At 46.4% G+C, this 19455-nt stretch carries 15 protein-coding genes and 1 pseudogene; 9 read left to right on the top strand and 7 right to left on the bottom strand.

The genetic code is table 11. From position 1 onward, the window contains the following. Positions 1-49 precede the first annotated feature (49 nt). Positions 50-427 (top strand): RidA family protein, encoded by a 378-nt coding sequence (locus tag ACXAD4_RS20025; RefSeq protein WP_107297117.1) that lies wholly within the window; start codon positions 50-52, stop codon positions 425-427. Positions 428-555: 128 nt separating this feature from the next. On the opposite strand, the pseudogene ACXAD4_RS20020 reads toward ACXAD4_RS20025, so the two are convergent. Both ACXAD4_RS20020 and ACXAD4_RS20015 read right to left on the bottom strand, forming a co-directional pair. Beyond that, positions 556-1983, bottom strand: a pseudogene (locus tag ACXAD4_RS20020) (chitinase); the annotation flags it as partial. Between the two features lie 506 nt (positions 1984-2489). Beyond that, a complete protein-coding gene (locus tag ACXAD4_RS20015) occupies positions 2490-3815 on the bottom strand; it encodes an SLC5/6 family protein (protein ID WP_475243660.1) in 1326 nt (441 codons plus the stop codon). Positions 3816-4494: 679 nt separating this feature from the next. Here ACXAD4_RS20015 and ACXAD4_RS20010 point away from each other — a divergent pair. Then, on the top strand, positions 4495-5085 hold the full coding sequence (locus tag ACXAD4_RS20010) for a sugar O-acetyltransferase (protein ID WP_475243659.1): 591 nt from the start codon (positions 4495-4497) through the stop codon (positions 5083-5085). A 459-nt stretch (positions 5086-5544) separates the two neighbouring features. Next, positions 5545-6810 carry a CHRD domain-containing protein gene (locus ACXAD4_RS20005; RefSeq protein WP_475243658.1) on the top strand — a complete coding sequence of 422 codons (1266 nt, stop codon included), beginning with the start codon at positions 5545-5547 and terminating at the stop codon, positions 6808-6810. 70 nt (positions 6811-6880) lie between these two features. Here the strand turns inward: ACXAD4_RS20005 and ACXAD4_RS20000 are convergent, their stop codons facing one another. From ACXAD4_RS20000 to ACXAD4_RS19985, 4 genes are all read right to left on the bottom strand, one after another. Next, on the bottom strand, positions 6881-8749 hold the full coding sequence (locus tag ACXAD4_RS20000) for a putative ATP-dependent zinc protease (RefSeq protein WP_475243657.1): 1869 nt from the start codon (positions 8747-8749) through the stop codon (positions 6881-6883). A gap of 216 nt (positions 8750-8965) precedes the next feature. Beyond that, complete coding sequence (locus ACXAD4_RS19995) at positions 8966-10255, bottom strand: alpha/beta fold hydrolase (RefSeq protein ID WP_475243656.1); 1290 nt, start codon at positions 10253-10255, stop codon at positions 8966-8968. A 142-nt stretch (positions 10256-10397) separates the two neighbouring features. After that, positions 10398-11873 (bottom strand): hypothetical protein, encoded by a 1476-nt coding sequence (locus tag ACXAD4_RS19990; protein ID WP_475243654.1) that lies wholly within the window; start codon positions 11871-11873, stop codon positions 10398-10400. Positions 11874-12102: 229 nt separating this feature from the next. Then, the gene (locus ACXAD4_RS19985; protein WP_475243653.1) at positions 12103-13026 is read right to left on the bottom strand and encodes a M14 family metallopeptidase; all 924 of its coding nucleotides are present in this window, start codon (positions 13024-13026) and stop codon (positions 12103-12105) included. Positions 13027-13276: 250 nt separating this feature from the next. On the opposite strand from ACXAD4_RS19985, the gene ACXAD4_RS19980 reads away from it, so the two are divergent. From ACXAD4_RS19980 to ACXAD4_RS19960, 5 genes are all read left to right on the top strand, one after another. Next, a complete protein-coding gene (locus tag ACXAD4_RS19980) occupies positions 13277-14725 on the top strand; it encodes an NAD-dependent succinate-semialdehyde dehydrogenase (RefSeq protein ID WP_475243652.1) in 1449 nt (482 codons plus the stop codon). Between the two features lie 130 nt (positions 14726-14855). After that, positions 14856-15389 (top strand): molybdopterin adenylyltransferase, encoded by a 534-nt coding sequence (gene mog, locus ACXAD4_RS19975; RefSeq protein ID WP_475243651.1) that lies wholly within the window; start codon positions 14856-14858, stop codon positions 15387-15389. 176 nt (positions 15390-15565) lie between these two features. After that, a complete protein-coding gene (gene befA / locus ACXAD4_RS19970) occupies positions 15566-16312 on the top strand; it encodes a beta cell expansion factor BefA (protein ID WP_475245598.1) in 747 nt (248 codons plus the stop codon). Between the two features lie 259 nt (positions 16313-16571). Then, positions 16572-16850, top strand: coding sequence for a hypothetical protein (locus ACXAD4_RS19965; protein WP_475243650.1), 279 nt, complete (start codon positions 16572-16574; stop codon positions 16848-16850). Positions 16851-16956: 106 nt separating this feature from the next. Beyond that, entirely contained in the window at positions 16957-17976 is a 1020-nt protein-coding gene (locus ACXAD4_RS19960) for an adenosine deaminase (protein WP_475243648.1), read from the top strand. 290 nt (positions 17977-18266) lie between these two features. Here ACXAD4_RS19960 and ACXAD4_RS19955 read toward each other — a convergent pair whose 3' ends face one another. Then, positions 18267-18827: a hypothetical protein gene (locus ACXAD4_RS19955; protein WP_475243647.1), complete on the bottom strand. Its 561-nt coding sequence runs from the start codon at positions 18825-18827 to the stop codon at positions 18267-18269. 121 nt (positions 18828-18948) lie between these two features. Here ACXAD4_RS19955 and ACXAD4_RS19950 point away from each other — a divergent pair, with 121 nt between their 5' ends. Continuing rightward, on the top strand, positions 18949-19431 hold the full coding sequence (locus ACXAD4_RS19950; RefSeq protein ID WP_475243646.1) for a glutathione peroxidase: 483 nt from the start codon (positions 18949-18951) through the stop codon (positions 19429-19431). The last annotated feature ends 24 nt before the right edge of the window (positions 19432-19455 follow it).

Below are 19455 nucleotides of genomic sequence, written 5' to 3'. Positions count from 1 at the left end.
GGAAATGATATTGCTGATAAGCTCGATACCGTAAACAAGGAAATAAACAATGACTCAAACAATCAATACCGTGAATGCCCCTGCAGCAGTCGGCCCGTATGTACAAGGTAAGCACTTCGGCAATATGCTGATCACATCAGGCCAGCTTCCGTTGAACCCAGAAACAAATACTATGCCTGAAGACGTGGCAGAGCAGGCGAAGCAATCATTGGCTAATGTAGAAGCGATTGTGAACGAAGCCGGCATGACAAAAGCAGATATCGTAAAGGCGACCGTATTTGTCAAAGATTTGAATGACTTTGCCACAGTGAATGAAGTCTATGCGGCATTCTTTGGTGACAACTGTCCGGCTCGCAGCTGTGTGGAAGTGGCGCGCTTACCGCTTGATGCCAAGGTTGAAATCGAAGTGATTGCGGTAAAAGGCTAATTCACTCAGCAGTAGCTTGAATTAGAGCGCCCACCATTTTGAAGTGATTTCATAAAGGTGGGCGTTTGCTTATTTAATAATTCTTCGGTCAAACTTCGCTAGAGCTTAGAAAGAGATTAAATCTTTTTCCAGGGATCGCCTTTTGTCGGCTCGTTGCCTTGTGACCACCATTTAGCTTCATAGCTTGCACCTTTATAGCTAACTTTATCTCCTGCTAAATAGACTTTAGATGCATCCCAAGCAGGGTGAGCACCACCCACTGGCGGTTCGGTGGGCGGATCTATCGGGCCCAAGGTATCAACCACTTTGACTTTCGGCCAGCTAGCGTGTGATTCATAGAGGTTGGCAACACATTTCTCGTAATCATCCTCTACCAAGGCCGAATATGCCGTTTGGTAACCAACCAGTTTACATTCAAACGACACGCCTCCAGGCCGGTCAGCATGATATGACCAATCGCCGTCCCAGTTGGTGTACAGGACATCGGCCGCACCTTGTAGGTTTAGGCTGCCATAAGGGGTTTGCTGCCAGCAGGTGTTTTTCTCGTCGCTCGGGATTGGGATTTGGTAAAAGCTAGATAACCCTTCCCAGTAGCGGATACGGTTGACCGGTTGACCTTTGTCCTTGTTGTGTTCACCGCACTCAATACCGCCATTGATGATATTGATTGTCGTACCAAAGCCATAACCAATACCGGCATCTTTTTCCAGCTGCGATGGGCTCCATGTTCGGTCTATCACATGGAGCATTGCGGGTTTAGGTGCCTGCGGCGTCAGGAAAAACCAAATAGCCGAGGCCAAGTTCAACCATGAATCGGCAACCAGTCCTGGGTTATTCAATAGAACCGTGGCATCACCATCAAACATCACTTCCGAGAAAGCACCATAGTTGAAATGATAAGAAAGCTGTTTGGCACCGCGACCAAAATAGCCTTGGCCAGCTGCACATGGCCACTTCTTATTTTGCCAATCGTTTTGACCACACCCTGTAGTGTAGCCAGGCTGACCTTCAGACCATCCCATTTCGCGAACATGTACCAGTGCCTGTTGCCACTCTTCTAAACCTTTCGGATTATCCCAAGTGTTATCAACCGCAATATGGCCACCGGTTTCTTGCGCAAAATGGGCAAAGGCCGTAATGATTGATTTCTTGCAGATAGCGTCGGCATCTCTTCCGTCTGTGTACTCGCCACAGAACGCTGGGAACTTACCAATCGCTCTTAGGAAGCGGGTGTAGGTGTATTCGGGCGCAGCCATCTGCGTGAGATAGTTCCATTCAGATTCGGGGAACACTTTTTCAGCACGAATGACGTTAGCTGGGTTGCTTGCCAGGCCCGGTTGTATCGCTTCTACCTTGTTATTCGATAAGGTTCGGAGGGCATCAGCCCATACCGCGTACATAGGATCAGCGGTTTTAGCTTGCTCAGCCGCTAACACATCGGCGCGCAATACGAGATAGCCTCCTGGCGTGTCGGGGTCTGGTTGGATGGTCATTGCAAAACTGCTAGTTGTTATTGCGCACCCGATCAAGGCAACGAGAGATTGCTTTTTCAACATGTCATTATTCCTTTTATCCAGATTTCAGTCTCTGTGTTGTGCTATTCCATGCCGGTCCTGTGTGACTTCTGATGTTGACGGTATCGCTCAACATGACTTAGGAGTGTGCATGAGCGTCATAGGTATGAGTTGTCCCATTTGCGAGCACAAACTGTGTAACTCACTAACTATAAAGTGATCTTTGGGGATGGGTTAGGTCTGCTGGAGTGGTTTGAATAACTAAATTCATGGGGGTTAATGGTTAAACAGTCTACCTGAGGCGGGAAGTGTGAAGGAATTGTCTGGTAAAGCTGTTTTTCATCCTTTGCGGTAGATGCTATATCTGCCTGTGTGAAAAATGAGCAAATTTGCGTTGTGCGAGTCACCTCAGCTTGTTTTTGTTAGGCGGTGAAAACGTGCTTGTAATTTTGGATGCTGTGTCGAGATTGGGCAGGAGGCAAATAGAAGCCCACAATGCGTGTTAGCAGTTGTGGGCTTGTGGGTTTGTGAAAATAAGATAAGTTAAATCAGATGAAAGCCAAGATTGGTGAGATACACAGCAAGATACCTGTCGCGATAATCATATATGTTGCTGGGCCTTTGTACTTGTGCAGCGATGGTACTTTGTACACAAGGTATGCCGGGATCAAGCACCCAACCAAGCCGAATACTGGGCTACAGATAGAAGTGAACGACAGAATAGGTGCATTCAGGGCAATCGCTGACCATGCCAGTAGGATAATGAAGGTGATAACACCTTTGTTTACCCATTCCTTGTTGATTTCTTCTTCTTTGTACTTACGAAGCAAAACGTTCATTGCCAAGCCTTTACATGCTTCTCGGAAAGCAAGGAACACCCCGAAGAATGACGTCACTACTGCAAAGATGTTTATCACGATACCAGCCACTGTCGCCCAACTGCCTGAGTAGTAATGAGCGATGATAGCCAGTGCAGAGACGTTCTTGTTCATTGCATCCATCGCTTGATCTTGGCTGATGGCAAAGGTGAACGAGATAGCGAAGAAGAACACAATTACAAATAGAATGCTGAAGGCAACTTTCATGGCTCGGGTTGCTTTGTAGCGCGCTACCTCGATGGACTTCTCATGCGAGCGGTATGAGATCACCATCGGGCTCAAAGACTGGATAAACAGGATTGAGGTTAGGGTGAATGGCAGTGTGATGATGGCATCTTTGAGCATTGGCAGAAACTCGCCGACAGCAGGGATATTGTTGAAGTCCCAGCGAGCGACCAGTAGCAAACCCATTACCGCAACTAGCGATAGTACGGTGACAGCCATAAAACCGGATAGTTTGAACAGTAGTTTCTCACCTTTACTGCCTATGAATGACAGTGCGCAGATCAAGCCCAACCCGTAGAAGACATTTTCATTCAGATAGCCCTCGGTGACACCGAAGGAGTGAAGGTAGGAAGAGCTGTCGTTAGTGACGGCCAGCGAATAGACTAGCACCCAAATCACCAGCATGATGAAGTAAAGTACCCCGAGGGCAATGCCCCAGTTCTTTCCGAGGTAACCAGAAATGATAGCCGGATAGTCGGTACATTCTTTTGATTCGGCAAGGGTATTAATAAAGAGTTTTTGGAACAGGTACATGGCTGGATAGCCAATGATAGAAGAGAGGAGAAATACCCAAATGCCCATGATACCGACCTGTACGGGCAAGAATACAATCCCTGCGCCGATGGCCATACCGATACTCATGACGACCCAGCCGATATCCACACTGTCGAACTTGATGGCTTGTTTCCATTCCGATTCGGTCATGCCTGCTTTTATATGCGGAGGGAGATGTTCGGGGGTATCGATAAGGGTTTCTGTTTGCGTGCTCATAGCTACTCCATGTAGGGTTTATTATTATTACTTTGTGGCTTAAGTGCTTGATGTATTTGAAATCAAAATTGAAATGCAGCACCAAGTACCTAATAGTTGGAAACTTTGTGCAGGCATAATAGTGCTAGCTGCTGGAGAAAAACATTCTCACTTTTCGCTTAAATAAAGAAAAACGAGCATCTTTTTATCTTCTTTTGAAGAATGCAGAAATGATTTTTCGGGCTTTGATATTTGTCATGCAAAATGTCAATAAAACTAGGCATGCTTCAAAATTCCAATAAAATGTCAGCGATTTCATTGTGGATTTACTCGCGATAAAACATGCCTTACTTCACGTTCTTCGATATTTCTAACTAGGTTATCAATACAAAACCACGGGTTACTCTTGGTTAGAGGGTTGGTTTAGGGGATGGTGTGGAGTTTACTTTGGGTTGTAGAGGCAAGTTTGTGCTAGTTATCAGTAAGGAAAGATTTAGTTGCTCGGTGAATGGACGGTTATTGAATATTTACCTAGCTTTTACATGGAATGGGAACTTTCCCAAGCGTTAACGCCGAATGTGATCTGCACGAGTTTTTAGCAACGTAAAACAGCGTAAAAGCAGCAAAAGGAATATCCCTAGGGAATAATATTGGCTTCTTTTTTACTGGCGTTGCCGGATTGATAAGGTGCAGATCCAACATGGCTTTAACCGAAAAACAGAAGATGATCACGGGTGAAATGTATCAAGCTTGGGATGAAGAGCTTGTCGCAGACCGCCAAAAAGCAAAGAAGCTTTGCTTCGCGCTAAACCAAACATGCCCTACAGAAAAAGATGCCCGTCAGGCATTAATCAATGAGTTGTTGGGCAAAGAAACTGATGCATGGATCGAGTCACCGTTTAATTGCGATTATGGCTACAATCTAAAAGTGGGTAAGGGCTTTTATGCTAACCACGGTTGTACCATCCTAGATTGTGCACCGATCAATATTGGTGATAACTGCTTACTGGCTCCGGGCGTAGTGATTGCCACTGCTGGTCATCCGTTAGATCCCGTCGAGCGTGCTTCCGGTGAAGAATTTGCAAAAGAGATCACCATCGGCAACGACGTTTGGTTTGGAGCCAATGTGACCGTCTGCCCGGGGGTGACTATTGGTGACAACGTGGTAGTTGGTGCAGGAAGTGTGGTAACGAAAGATTTGCCAGCCAATACGGTATGTGTGGGCTCGCCAGCAAAACCTATCCGTACTCTGACTATTGAAGACAAAAAATCTGCATTGATTGGGTCTTGATAACCTTGAATAGGTTCTGCTGTCCGGTTGATAACGCTAAGTACAGGCTTAGTACATCAATTCAATGATTGGGCAGTGGAGCCATTCAGAGACACCAACGGCAAGCGTTGGGAAGGTAATTAGCATCCCTGCAACAGACAAAACAAGCTTCTGAGTGTTCATACTCATTCCCTAAGAAAGTATTCATTAACTTATTAATTGTAATTAATCGACGCAAAAAGTCCTGCTCTTTGACAATGATTTACTTTCGCGACCGCTCCTCTATACGCAACACTCTCTTTACTAGAATCATTTTCTGTTGTTCCCATAGTCAATTGCATCCCTTACTAGTACTAGCAGATTAGGACTTTTCTTACCCTTGAGCGAGCTGTCTCACTCGTGAGTCAGTGTATGGTTTTTGAGGCAGTAACAGACAACTACACTTTGCGACACGAGTCAGTTGTTGGTGTTGGAGGGGGTATGGGTAAACACTTGATTTGGTTATTGCTAATAGCCGTTAGTTCATTGGTCGGTTGTCATGATGAAGAAATAACATTTGAAGTGACTATGTCTGGCGCTCAAGAAGTACCACCAGTGAAGACCGAAGCGATGGCTTCTGGCGAAGTAACGTTATTGATTGAAAAGAGTCATGATGATGGTTTTGTAAATGTGACTATCAATGAAGTATCGGCAGGTGATCAGCCCAATAAGAGAGGTGATGAAGATAGTACATATAAAGATGATGACGACGATGATGGGGCGGGCGATGAGGAACGTTTCCTATTGTCGGCAAATATCGATGTCAGCGAGGTTGAGGGTGTGCTTGCAGCCCATATTCATCAAGGGGCAATAGGTGAAAATGGCCCTGTAGCGTTCGAGTTTGTCGATAATGGTGATGGTACGATGTCGGTAGAGGAAGTTGAGATCACCGCAGAGCAAGCCGTCATGCTGCAAAATGATGAGTGGTATATCAATGTACATACTGAGCAGACACCATCTGGTGAAGTAAGAGGGCAGATTGTAGGTGGCGACACAGAAATATTGGCTTTTGTACTGAGTGGTCGCCAAGAAGTCCCTGCAGTAGATACTGAAGCTACGGGTAATGGATATGCAACGGTAAATACCGAAACCAATGCCGTGAACTTAAAAGTGGTTACGACGGGTGTAGAAGATGCCGTTGCCGCCCATATTCACGAAGGGGAAGTCGGGGAAAATGGCGGTGTAGTGGTCTTCCTTGAACAAAGTGCCGATGATCCGAGCGTGTGGCAAACACCTGATGGCGCGACGCTTGAAGTCGATGTGATTGAACAGCTGCTTGACGGGGGACACTATGTCAATGTTCATACTCCCGATGTGCCAAGTGGGGAGCTGAGAGGACAGATCTTCCCAAGCACGGTAACGCTGTTTGCCTTTGGGCTTGATGGGCAGCAGGAAGTGCCTCCGGTAGAAACAGATGGCTCCGGTGATGGCTACGTCTGGTTTGATTCGCAAACTAATTTGCTCTCGGTGCTGATCTATACAACTGACTTAGATGATGCTGTTGCAGCCCATGTTCACGAAGGTGAAGCAGGCACTAACGGTGGGGTCATTGTCGATCTGGAGCTAGATGGCGTGTCAACTTGGCGCAGTCCTGGTGAAGTTGAGATTGACGAAGCAACCGCAGAGAAATTACTGGCGGCAGGTCATTATCTCAATGTTCATACACCGGATGTGCCAAGTGGTGAAGTTCGAGGGCAGATAGAGTAGAACTCTGGTGGGTATATAAAAACAAAGGAGCTGAAAAGCTCCTTTGTTTTTTGATAGGGCAGAGAAAAAGTTATTTCTTCTTGGTTAGGATGAACTGGTCGTCACTGCTGACCACGATATTGTGCTTGAGGAAGTTCTTGCCCAGAATCATGCTGTACTCGAACCGGCTACGGTCACGCAGGTTAACGTTGATTTCTTTTTCCATGCCATCCAGGTTCACTTTCATCTTCACCACATAGCGCGAACTCGGCTTCTCCCCGGCGCGTGCTTTAATACGCATGGTTTTTACGACTTCTCGGGTGTAGGTTTTTTCATCACCCTGGTGGTTGCTATAGGTGAAAGTGACCATCTCCTTGCCGTTTTCCTTGAAGGCCTGGATATCGGTAGCATGCATGGAGCTGACGTCTGCGCCAGTGTCCAGTTTTACCGGGAACTGCATGTTATCCATTTTCAGCTGCTCGATATAACCCGCATGTTTGGGTGCATGCTTATCAAGTAGTTGTGTTGTGCGAGTATTAACAAGCAAGTCACCAGGGATCAGATCTGGGCTGATCTCTAGTTGGCTGTATGGGCTGTCGTCTTGTTGACGTGTCTCAAGGGCTATATCGCGAAGCAGCAGTGAAGAAGGCAGTGAAATTTCCGTACCCACGATTGGGCGTACCTGATCACCAACACGGATCTTTCTCTTTAATGGCTTGTCCAAACGGTGGTTGTTGCCATTGGCATCCTTGATAGTGTATTGGATCATCCGGCCATATTCAGTTCGCTGCTCATCAATTTGTGAGACCTTTAGCAGAGGCGTTTTGATGATCCCTGAAGGCCCTGCATTGATGCTTACTCCGTCAATTTTGACGGTTTCTTCACCGCTGATCATCAAAATAGAATCGTCTTTGGCCATGTTAGAGATAGGTGCTAAATCCGATTTACCCAAATAGCTCGCTCCTAGGTTGACCACAAAGAATTGGTTCAGGGCTTCTGTTCCGAGACGAAGTTGGCTGTGATTCTTTGATCGGTCTTTAAGGTATACCTGAATGTATTGCTCCGAGTCGCCAAGTTTTACTGGTAGATAAACCATTGGCCTTTGGGCATTGCTGAAACGTAGCATGCGGCTTAGCGGTTTGGTCATTGTCTTGCGGGTTTTGTCCCGGCCTTCCAGTGTAAAGGTGACAGACTTATTTTCTTCATCGACCTTGATATCGAGGGCATGGAGAATACTGTAACGGCTATCGAACGAGGTGCTGACTTCAAGCGGTAGTGCCTCAATAGATGCTTTTTCTTTGCGGCCAATAATGCGCGCATCAGGCTGCGCCTGAAGGTAATCAAATCCGGCATCGACCCAGGCAGTATTACGCAGGAACGTTTTACCAATCAGAATGGGGTACGAGAAGCGATCACGGTTAGTGAGGTTAACCTCGGTACTCACTGTTTGACCTGCGATAGTCAGATCGAGCTCAACCACTGGGCGGGCCAAATGGCCATCTCCCCGGCTTTTTATCATGGCTAGGCGGAAAAGCGGTTTCTCAAGACGGATCAGCTCACCGGTATAAGGATGCCTGATATCAAAGCTCACCATGATATTGGTTTTGTCTTTCCGATCTCGTAGTTGAGTACTACCAAGGGCGTCGTATTCAACGGCGATAGCATCAAGCAACTCGTCACCTTCTAAACCTTTAAAGACCGATTCATTAGTGGTAATGACGATATTTTCGGCATGGATAGAGGTTGAATCTGCTCCGGTATCAATTTTGGCTGGAATACCAATATTGTCGAGTGAATCAATAGCAGGAAAATAAACGAGCTCTGTTCGACCTAAGACGACTTTATCGTCAATCTGGCTGCGGCTTTCGATAATGCTTTCATACTGGGTGTTTTGCGCCATGGCGGGTGAGGCGGCAAAGGCTGCCAAGCACAAGGTGGTCAACAGTCGTAGGGAAGTCATAAGTTTCCTGTATCAATTCAGCGAAGGGAGATTCAATTGGGTTAAGTGTACTGTTTAAAGGTAGCGTGAATGTGGCTTATTGGCTGTAATTCAGCAGAGATTCAGTAAATCTGACAGAACTCTTGCAAAACTTTGGTGGTAAAGGCTTTTCAATTAATGAACTGGGAAATTTATCCCCAAATAGAGCCTTGCTAAAAGGGGATAAATTTATACGCACTATGGCAAGTTCGCCACACCATCAGCCATTTGGATCAGCTTATCCAAAATACGCTCACCGTCGGCGCGTAGGCCGTTGTGTTCATACTCATTGGTGATCCAGGCTTTGCTGTTTGGTACACCTTTCAGGGTCTCTAGCGAGTACTGCATCTCTACATACATATCTTCAGCGTAAACCGCGCAAGCAACTGGAACGGTATTGTTAGCTAGCGCTTGTACGTCATATAAATCTGCCCAATCAGTACGCTCTGCCAGTAGGTTAGCGGCTTCCTGCAATGGTTTGAGGCACTCAAACTGCTCAAACATCCAAGGGTAGACCATTTCCCCTGTAAACTGGAAAGTATCCCCTTTCTGGTAGTTGAACTGTGGGAAGCTGTTACGTACCCGGTGGGCAGACCAATTCGATGCCGAGTGCTGGCAATAAATGGACTCATGCAAAATCGCATAGATAGGGTTAGTCTGGTAGCTTTGCTCAGCCAGCATAGCGTTAAGGAAAGCGTAGCTCAGGGTTTCTTGGCCATTAACTTCCACAAAGGCGTCTTCGAGTAGGTAGTACATCGGTACATTGGCATTACTGCGGCCAAGGTTGATACCAATCATCTGGAATTGCTCTACGGTGAAGCGCTGTCCATTTGGTAAGCGGACATCGTTATCAAGCAGGTAATCGGCGATTTTCTGGCATTGCAACTGCGCTGACGGGAACTGGGCAAAGAACGCATCGTTCTTGTCCTGTACTCGCTTATATGTCGCCTGATACACCTCATCAGCATGCCGAGTGAGAGAAGGTACCCCGCCAGTGATGTATGCGCGGCTCAGGCTTTGCGGGTAGAAAGACAGGTAAGTTAGCGAGCAGAAGCCACCAAAACTTTGGCCTAGTGTTGCCCATTGTTTTACCCCGAGCTTTTCTCGAATGGTTTCGGCATCACGGACAATATTGCCTGCGCGGAAGTGGCTTAAGTACTCGGCTTGTTCAGGGGCTGACATGTGAGTCAACGTTTGATGGCTGATCAATGTGCTGTTGCCGGTGCCGCGCTGATCCAACAGTAGCACTCGGTAATGCTGCAGCGCACGCTTCAACCAACCTGAGCGGCTGTCGGGGCGAGGAGATGGAAAACCGGGACCGCCCTGGAAATAGACTAGCCAAGGTAGGTCATCATTTTGCCTTGCAAGATCAACTACTTCGCGGGCAAATACCGAGATGGTTTGTGCTTGTGGCTGGCTGTAATCAAGAGGGACTTCAAAAGTATGCTGACGGTAAAGCAAATCGCCGTCGATGAATGAGGTTTGCACAGGTAGCTCCTTTACTAGCGAAAACAAACTGATATCGCAAAGGTGTATCCTAACACCAATTCTAATTTCTTTTCATTCTCATCTTGCTAGTGTGGCTCGTTCTCGTATTACACGGCTTCCAGTAGCACTGTGTTTAGCGGCCTTAGTTTTGGGGCTGGGTGGCTGGACGAAGAATTTGCTCAAACAGTCGGGGCTCATCGAAGTGACGGGTGCCGATGAAAGCGATAGCATGATGCCCTACTTGCCGCATCGCTCCCGCAGACGGAATGCCAAAAGGCCAAAGGTAGGTACTTTCCAGCCGTTCACTGCTTGGCAGCATTCCTGCTTGGTCAAAGAGACTAACTGTATGGTGCCTTTCCGTCGGGAGTTGCCGTAGCTGATTATAACTGTGGCCGACAAGAGGTAGGACTGAAAGGTCGGCTTCTAAATCTCCCTCTTTTAGCCACTCAACCTGTTTAATCATATGCTCGCCATGGGATAGGGTGATAGACAAGGCAGGTATAGATTCAACAAACTCTTTGGGGGCTGTACGTTGAAATATCAAAGGCGACTCAGTGTCGGGGTTTGCATTGGCAAAAGCTAACTCTTTGCTGAAATTGAAGACCATATGGTAGCAACCGCAGTGATGAATCGAGTCGAGCAGTAGAGGTCGGCCTTGATGGTCGAGGGTTAGCCGCAGCAAGACTCCGTCAAATTTACCTGCATAGGGGTCTAAAGAAGATGTCGCCGTGCGGTTGGCAAACCACAGACTGTAGTTCAGTTGTAGATAGGCTTTGCCATACAGTTGGGTATAACTGTGGTGCAGATAGATAGCGGGCTTTGCTGCATTAACGGCTGGCATTTGCTGACTATCCACGTAGTGCACCGTGCCCGGTATATCATCATCAGAGACAGTTTCTAGTTTAATTAATGGCGAATAATGGTGATATAGCTGTGAAATCTGATCATCGTTTAATTGTGGCCAGTGCATGGTTGATGCATCGATTGCCTCGTTGAACCATTGCGCTATTTGTGGCTGGGTTAGATGCCTCTGATTTCCAACCGTCTCTTTAGCTAGCTGGTAATGAGTTGTTTCGTTTGTCAGCTCATTAAAGCCGGCCAAAATTCGCTTTTTTTCCTTATTGATAGACGATTGGGCGACTTGGCTACTGATGGGGTAAAGCCCAAATACACGCAACCAAGGTTCATAACTATCAGCAATTGAGATGGGGTACTCAGTGATGGCTGTCCATACTGTATTGTTGAGTTTGGCCGCGGTCACTAGCTTTTCAGCACAGCTATCCAGTGCGGCTAAATCAAACCGGTTTACTATGAGGTTGCTATATTCCGCTTGGCGCTGGTGGGTAGCGAGTTGAGCCGTATAATCGAGCCATTGCTCGCGGTCTCGCTGAGTGGATAGTCGATTGAGTTGTGATTGGCTGAACCGATCAAAAGCGAGGTAGGGGAAAGCTTTGTGGTTAACTACCTGAGCATCGTTCACTTGTTGACGGTTTACTTCGTGCTTGAAAGCTGCAAGTTGGTTAAAGCATCCTTGCAGATCTTGGGAATAAATATTTGAATGAGAAGTGGCACACGCACCCAATAGAATCGTAAATGTGACTAACAATAAAAAGCGCATATCCACCTAAAATGACAACTCATTGAAAGTATTAAATTATAGATGTTTTGGTCTCTAAGTGGCGGGATAAACCGAGAGGTGCTTCGAAAGTTGTGATTAGTGTTGAGTACCTTCAAACTTTCATGTGGAGTTTGAGTGGAAGGAATCAATAATAAAGAAAGTAGATAATAGAGAGAAAGCAGGAAAAAATAGTTCCTGCTTTCCTCCAGGCATAATTACCCGTGAATAATTAGCCCAATTGCTTGATAACGTAATCCAGCGCTCCAGTAATCGCAGCAACTTGCGCGTCATTGCATTGCTGCGGTGTTGCGCGGTCGCTGTCCGGGTAGACCTCTGTGGTTGTGCCGTAAGTACAATCAGTAATGCCGTTACACAGGCTCAGCTTTTTCAGTGGGTAGTTGATCACACCTTCTTGCTGTACAGGGCTACCGATGATGTTGCCATCAGCATCTGGTGGCGCGATATGAGTCACTTTGCGAACAGAGTCGATAATCGCTTTTTGGAAATCAGGCTGTGGGTTCTCGGTATCACCAACGGTGTAGAAGCCATCCGGCACACCGTCTTCAATATATAGCTTGCCGTCACGGGCCTCGCGTGCCGGGCGGAATTCCAGCTCATCGGTATCGGTGGTTTCGTGTAGGTCGATATGAACCAGTACTTCACCTTCCAGCTCATTAACCATCTTCATCAGGTTGGCCGCTTCTTCTGAAGGGCTGTCGGCATAGAATGCGCGGTTAGGATCGACCGTATTAGGATTCCAGCGGTTGATCACTTCGTAGCCCCAAGGGCTGACGCAAGGCGCAATCACAATGTTGAAACGGCCACTGTATTGTGCTGCCTTGGTTTGGGCAAATTGTAAGGCACCATGTACACCGCTGGTTTCGTAACCGTGAACACCACCAGTAACCAGAACAACGGGTTTGCTGCTGTCCCAATTGCGGGTTTTGATGGCAAACAATGGGTATTTCTCGACATCGTAGCTAAGCGCGCCGTATTGGACTAGGTCGAAGTCAGTTTCTAGTGCTTTGATTTTAGATACCACTTCTTCTTGGTACGAGCGCTTAATGGTTGTTTGTGCCAGCCATTGTGCTTTTTCTTCGTCGCCCCATGGCGTGCCTGGTGTTCCGATTGGGTAGTTATGTTCGCGTTTCATTCGATTGTCTTTTGTTGTGTGTGTTTGTCTTTATTCAAACAGAATAATTGACTGTGTAAGCTGACGCAATCGTATTGATATCCGTAATATGTCTCTACGGTTGCTATTTTGTGAATGGATGTAACGGATTGCTTGGTTACTTAGTCACAAAATGTCACCAGTGTCTGAAAACACGATCAAGCTAACTTCAAACTATTCCCGTAAGTCATTATGCTGGTTGCTAAACTGATGCCCTTTAGAGGAATAATTCGTGAAGCTACATGATCCCCAACTACTGAAACAAGCCTGCTATGTGGCAGGTAACTGGGTGACTGCGATTGATGATGCCTATATCCCAGTGACCAACCCATCAACGGGCGAACTGATTGCAACAGTACCGAGTCTTGGCCGTGATGAAACACTTTCGGCTATCCATGCAGCCGAGAAGACTCAGGGTGAGTGGGCGGCACGAACGGCGAAAGAGCGGGCAACAGTTTTGCGCCGATGGTATGAGCTGATTGTAGAAAATACCGAAGATTTGGCGACTATCCTAACGCTGGAGCAGGGCAAACCATTGGCAGAAGCAAAAGGTGAAATCACCTATGCGGCCAGTTTTGTGGAATGGTATGCCGAAGAGGCAAAACGTGCTTATGGGGAAATGATCCCGAGCCACAAGCCGGACGCCCGGATATTGGTTTCTAAGCAGCCGATCGGAGTTGTAGGTGCAATCACGCCATGGAATTTCCCAGCGGCGATGATCACCCGTAAATGCGGACCAGCATTCGCAGCTGGATGCGCGGTAGTGCTCAAACCTGCGCCGGATACTCCCCTGACCGCGCTGGCGTTGGCTGAGCTTGCTGATAGAGCAGGGATCCCTGCTGGGCTGTTTAGCGTGATCTCAGGCGATGCAGTGGCGATTGGCAGCACTTTGACTGAGAGTCCTATTGTCAAGAAAATCTCCTTTACCGGATCTACTGGGGTCGGCAAACTTTTGATGGCGCAGTCTGCTGATACGGTGAAGAAGCTGGCACTGGAACTGGGTGGTAATGCACCGTTTATTGTCTGTGATGATGCCGATCTCGATAAAGCCATTGACGGGGTGATGGTGGCAAAATTCCGTAATGCCGGACAGACCTGTATCTGTGCTAACCGCATTTATGTCCACGACGATGTTTATGACGAGTTTACGGCGAAATTGGTCGAAAAGGTCAAAGCTCTCAAAGTTGCGGATGGATTTGAAGAAGGAGCAAACCTTGGGCCTCTAATTAATGCGGCAGCGGTTATTAAAGTGCAAAGCCATATTGATGATGCGGTAGCAAAAGGCGCAACTCTGGCTTACGGCGAGCCGCAACCAGAAGGCACTCATTTCTTCCCGCCTCAAGTACTGACCGAAATGAACGACGATATGCTGATTGCTTCCGATGAAACATTCGGCCCGGTTGCCGCTTTATTCCGCTTCTCTGATGACGATGAGGTGATCCGCCGGGCTAATCATGTCAGCTCGGGCCTTGCCTCTTATGCCTACACGAGATCTCTGTCTCGCGCCTTTAAATTCAGTGAGTCTTTGGAGTACGGTATGGTAGGGATCAACGAAGGATTGATTTCTACCGAAGTCGCCCCTTTTGGTGGCGTGAAAGAATCAGGTTTGGGGCGTGAAGGTGCACGGCAAGGCTTAGAAGACTTTCTCGAAACCAAATATACCTTAATGGGCGGCCTATAATCGTCTTTACCCGCATTAGGTGTTTAACAATCCAAGAGAATTTCTTAAACTTGCATGCATGAAGAAACATTACTTTCCTGCTTGCAAGAAAGTAGAAATGGATAACAAGGCTCAGCCTGAGGAATAACCAATGACTAAAGCAAAAATCGGCATCGTTACTGTCAGCGACCGCGCTAGCGCAGGTGTTTACGAAGATATCTCTGGACAGGCGATTATCGATACGTTGAATGATTACCTGACTTCTGAATGGGAGCCAGTGTATGAAGTCATTCCTGATGAGCAGGATGTGATCGAAGCAACGCTGATCAAAATGGCCGACGAGCAAGACTGCAGCCTGATTGTGACTACAGGCGGTACAGGACCTGCTAAGCGTGATGTGACCCCTGAAGCCACCGAAGCGGTATGTGATCGCATGATGCCAGGCTTTGGTGAACTGATGCGTGCTGAGTCGTTGAAGTTTGTACCGACAGCTATCTTGTCCCGTCAGACAGCTGGCCTGCGTGGTGACTGCCTGATTGTTAACCTGCCGGGTAAGCCTAAGTCGATCCGCGAATGTCTGGATGCGGTATTCCCCGCTATTCCTTACTGCATCGATTTGATGGAAGGTCCGTACCTCGAGTGTAACGAAGAGGTAATGAAGCCTTTCCGCCCTAAGAAGAAGTAATGACTCGCTTAATTCAATATTAAGAGAGTATTGGGATATAAGGCTAAGCTTTGTGCTTGGCCTTTCTTTTATATGCTGGACTAGGCTTATATCAAACTTGGTATATAACCTAGCGAGGAGGGACGATTGTGAAGTTACGTTCATTGGTAGTTGCCATAGCTCTGGCGACAACAGCTATGGCAACAACAGCAACTGCTCCGGCTTATGCTGGCTGGGATGAAATAAAAGATGCTGCTTCAAAGCTTGGTGAGGAAGTTGGCAAAGGCTCCAAAGAAGCTTGGGATTCCGTATCGGATTTCTCAAAGGAAACATGGGATTCCGTTTCTGAGTGGGGAGAGGATGCCTATAACACTGCTGGTGAATGGACCGATGCATCGGTAGAGAAAAGCAAGGAATGGCTGGATGTCGCGGATGCCAAGTTGGATGAAATGCTCGAGCCAGAAACCCCTGAGGAAGCTCGGCTGGCACTGAACACCATGGCCGATACCGCATTGGTACGTTTATTCAATGAACAGCCGTCAGCCAAATTATTGTTTGATAGCGCCTATGGCTATGCGGTGTTTGACTCCCGCAAGTTTTCATTGATGCTCCATACCAACCAAGGGGCTGGCGTTGCAGTTAACCGTAAAACAGAAAAGCACACTTACATGAAGATGTTTGGTGCCGGGCTTGCAGTAGGCCTTGGCGGCAAGTTCTATCAGCAGGTTATCTTGTTCGAAGATCAGAAAACCTTTGATGGCTTTGTCACCGATGGCTGGGAAGCCACTTCAGAAATGGGCGTGGTGGCAGGTACCGACAGCGCCGAGTTAACCGCGAAATATAATGGCGGGATGGCGATTTACCAGATTGGTGAAAAAGGCTTGTTGCTTGACGCTAACATATCTGGCTCAAAATATTGGGTTGATACCGATTTAACCGAGTAGCAGCGCTATACTTTCATTTAGCGTTAACATGCTTACTAAACATTCCTCAAGAGCCCAAGCAAAGCGTATTTGCTTGGGCTTATTTACAACCTCTATGCCTGAAATTGCAGTAGTGAAAGTAACCAATGTTGTGTTTTTTGGAAGCTTGTTCATAAAAATATCAATAACGCCTGATATTTTCAGTTTCCTACGTTATGTTGACAATGATTTCACGTAATCACGTTAGCATAAAACGATAGAACAAAAGATTAGGCTAGACATGGACATCAAACGAACTTGGGGTTTCCTTTCACTACTGATTGGCAGTGTTTCTTTAATTTTTGGTATTGTGACTATCGGCGGAATGATTGGCCAAACGCAGGTAGTGTCTGACATGAGCACCTTTATTAGTGCTGGTGGAGGAGATTATCTTCATTCCTTCAGCTCCGATCATGCCGCTAGCGAAGTGAAGCACAAATACCAACTATTACTAAGCAGCGGTATTGTGATGATGGCTATTGGCGGATTCATGATGCGCGGACAGTGGCAACGCTACTAAGCGGAAGGTTACTAAGCGGGACAACACAAGTTTAACTACACTACTTTCAATACCACCTAAGACTCCAAAGGGTAGGGAGCCCTACCTTTCTAGTGGAGGAAGAGTAATGAAAGGCTTTATCAGTGGGTTGCCCAAGGTTGAACTTCACCTTCACCTAGAAGGAACGCTTGAGCCAGAGTTAATGTTTGCCCTGGCTCAGCGAAATAACGTTACACTTCCCTATTCTTCAGTCGAGTCGTTAAAAGCGGCTTATCAGTTTCACGATCTCCAAGCTTTTCTAAACTTGTATTATCAAGGCGCTTTGGTACTTAGAACCGAGCAGGACTTCTATGACCTTACCTATGCTTATCTCCTGCGCTGCAAAGAGCAGCACATTATCCATACTGAAGTGTTCTTCGAACCACAGATCCATACTCGGGCAGGTGTTTCTTTTGACACGGTAGCTGCAGGAATAACCCGAGCTTTGCGTGATGGAGAAACCAATCTGGGGATCTCCTCAGGGCTGATCATGTGTTTCTTACGTGATTTATCCGAAGAGGACGCCATAGAGACACTCAAACAGGCTATTGCGTATAAAGACGATATTATGGCTGTAGGGCTGGATTCATCGGAGCAGGGAAACCCGCCAGAGAAGTTTGAGCGTGTTTTTGCTATGGCGAGAAATACAGGTTTCAAAACTGTAGCGCACGCTGGTGAAGAAGGACCCGCTGAATATATCTGGGGAGCGATCGAAGTGCTTAAAGTGGATCGCATTGATCATGGCGTGAGATGTACGGATGATCCAAAGCTGGTGGCATATTTGGCCGAGCACCAGATCCCTTTAACGGTATGCCCGTTATCGAATGTGAAGCTTAAAGTTTTTGATGATCTGTCTAATCACAATATTGTTGAGCTGTTTCAACAAGGCGTGTTGGTGACAATTAACTCAGATGATCCCGCTTATTTCGGCGGGTATCTCAATGACAATTATTTAGCCGTTGCAGAGACTTTTGAACTATCCAAACAGGATGTTGCGTTGTTGAGTGACAATGCCATAAAGGCAAGCTTTTTGAGTGATGAGAAGAAGCAGGCGCTGCAAAACAAACTAGCGCATTACTTAGATATTCAGTTCCGGCCGATTATTTAAAAAAAACGCCTATCAAGTCCATGATAGGCGTAGCAATAAATCGATTAAGGAACAACATATTTGAAGTGCGAGAATCATACGATCTGGGTAAAAAACGTGCAACGATCAATGATGTAAAAGTTGTATGTTGTTTTGTTAAAGTCTTTTTTGATTAAAGAGTTAGCCTAGACTAAACATTCAAATTATTTTTTATGGTCTGCGTAGGTCCTTATAACCTTTATTTTTCAATGGTTAATATTGGTTGTTAACTTAAGTTAGTCCCCTTAAAGTCGCTATGTGGGCTAAGCGACTCATTTAAAAAGTGATTTTACTGCGTTTTGTAATGTTAATAGCAGGCTTTCTTTTGGCTTCATATTGTGAGCCTGATCAACACCTATGTAATAGGATTGCATGAATTGCTGGCGTAACGATTCTGCTTTGGCGTTGTCACAAGTATTACTATTGCTTGCTAGCTGTTGGCTAATTTCGGTGGCGTGATCATTGGAGTAGCTGAAATCAATGCCATTGAATCCTTGGCATAGAAACCAAATCATTGCGATAGCTTTGACTTCTAAAGCATTCATAGTGTGAAACTTTTTAGCGTGCTGCTCGCCGACATGCTGCTGGAACAACGTATCCATTTCAGTGATTTTGCTTTGTGTAGCCTGAAACTCATCCAAAATTTGTTGGAACGAGTGAGTGAATAGCCCAAGTGCTAGGTCTTGTTGGGGCTTGTCCGCTTTTTGCTGGCAAACATTAAGGAAAAAATCAGATCTGAAGTCGACGAAACTCACGGCGAAATCGCGCTCGGCTTCACTAAATGGCAATTGCTCAAAGCCAAATTCATTCAATAGTTGTTTTAATGGTTTCATACTGGGCTACGGGTAAGGTGCAGTTTAGCCAGTATACAAAATTAGAGCTCACTTTCTAAATCATTCATTTACTATAAATCAGGTATATAGAAAACATTCAAATCAAACAGAGGGATAGGTTATGTCAGGCTTTTACGAGCTTTCAGCTAATAAAATCAACGGGGACACTGTTGATATGAACGAGTTTGAAGGAAAGGTGGTCTTGGTGGTTAATACTGCCAGTGAGTGTGGTTTCACTCCTCAGTACAAAGGACTACAGGCATTATTTGATAAGTACCAGGAAAAGGGGTTAGTGATCCTTGGTTTCCCGTGTAATCAGTTTGGCGGGCAGGAGCCTGGTGAAAACAATGAAATTGAGCAGGTATGCCAACTTAACTATGGCGTAAGCTTCCCAATGTTTGAGAAAGTTGATGTCAATGGGCCTGATAGCCATGAAGTATTCAAATACCTGACCAGTGCGTTACCGGGTTTGATGGGCAAGAAAATCAAATGGAATTTTACTAAGTTTCTGATTGGCCGTGATGGCAAGCCGGTGAAGCGCTTCGCCCCAACCAAAAACCCTGAAGCGATTGAAAAAGATATTGTTCGCGCCCTTAATCGCTAAGCTCTTTGGTATAAGCGTGTTAGC

This window comes from Photobacterium sp. AWH4_225 (assembly GCF_056158405.1).
Note: the sequence above shows the minus strand (reverse complement) of the source record. Positions and strands in the feature narration are given on the sequence as shown.

Bases quoted from the DNA above. Each gene is read 5' to 3' on its own strand.
- ACXAD4_RS19960 (WP_475243648.1), top strand. From the start codon at position 16,957: ATGAAAGGCTTTATCAGTGGGTTGCCCAAGGTTGAACTTCACCTTCAC.
- ACXAD4_RS19950 (WP_475243646.1), top strand. From the start codon at position 18,949: ATGTCAGGCTTTTACGAGCTTTCAGCTAATAAAATCAACGGGGACACT.
- ACXAD4_RS20025 (WP_107297117.1), top strand. From the start codon at position 50: ATGACTCAAACAATCAATACCGTGAATGCCCCTGCAGCAGTCGGCCCG.
- ACXAD4_RS20015 (WP_475243660.1), bottom strand. From the start codon at position 3,815: ATGAGCACGCAAACAGAAACCCTTATCGATACCCCCGAACATCTCCCT.
- ACXAD4_RS19990 (WP_475243654.1), bottom strand. From the start codon at position 11,873: ATGCGCTTTTTATTGTTAGTCACATTTACGATTCTATTGGGTGCGTGT.
- ACXAD4_RS19955 (WP_475243647.1), bottom strand. From the start codon at position 18,827: ATGAAACCATTAAAACAACTATTGAATGAATTTGGCTTTGAGCAATTG.
- mog (WP_475243651.1), top strand. From the start codon at position 14,856: ATGACTAAAGCAAAAATCGGCATCGTTACTGTCAGCGACCGCGCTAGC.
- ACXAD4_RS20005 (WP_475243658.1), top strand. From the start codon at position 5,545: ATGGGTAAACACTTGATTTGGTTATTGCTAATAGCCGTTAGTTCATTG.
- ACXAD4_RS19965 (WP_475243650.1), top strand. From the start codon at position 16,572: ATGGACATCAAACGAACTTGGGGTTTCCTTTCACTACTGATTGGCAGT.
- befA (WP_475245598.1), top strand. From the start codon at position 15,566: ATGGCAACAACAGCAACTGCTCCGGCTTATGCTGGCTGGGATGAAATA.
- ACXAD4_RS20000 (WP_475243657.1), bottom strand. From the start codon at position 8,749: ATGACTTCCCTACGACTGTTGACCACCTTGTGCTTGGCAGCCTTTGCC.
- ACXAD4_RS19985 (WP_475243653.1), bottom strand. From the start codon at position 13,026: ATGAAACGCGAACATAACTACCCAATCGGAACACCAGGCACGCCATGG.
- ACXAD4_RS20010 (WP_475243659.1), top strand. From the start codon at position 4,495: ATGGCTTTAACCGAAAAACAGAAGATGATCACGGGTGAAATGTATCAA.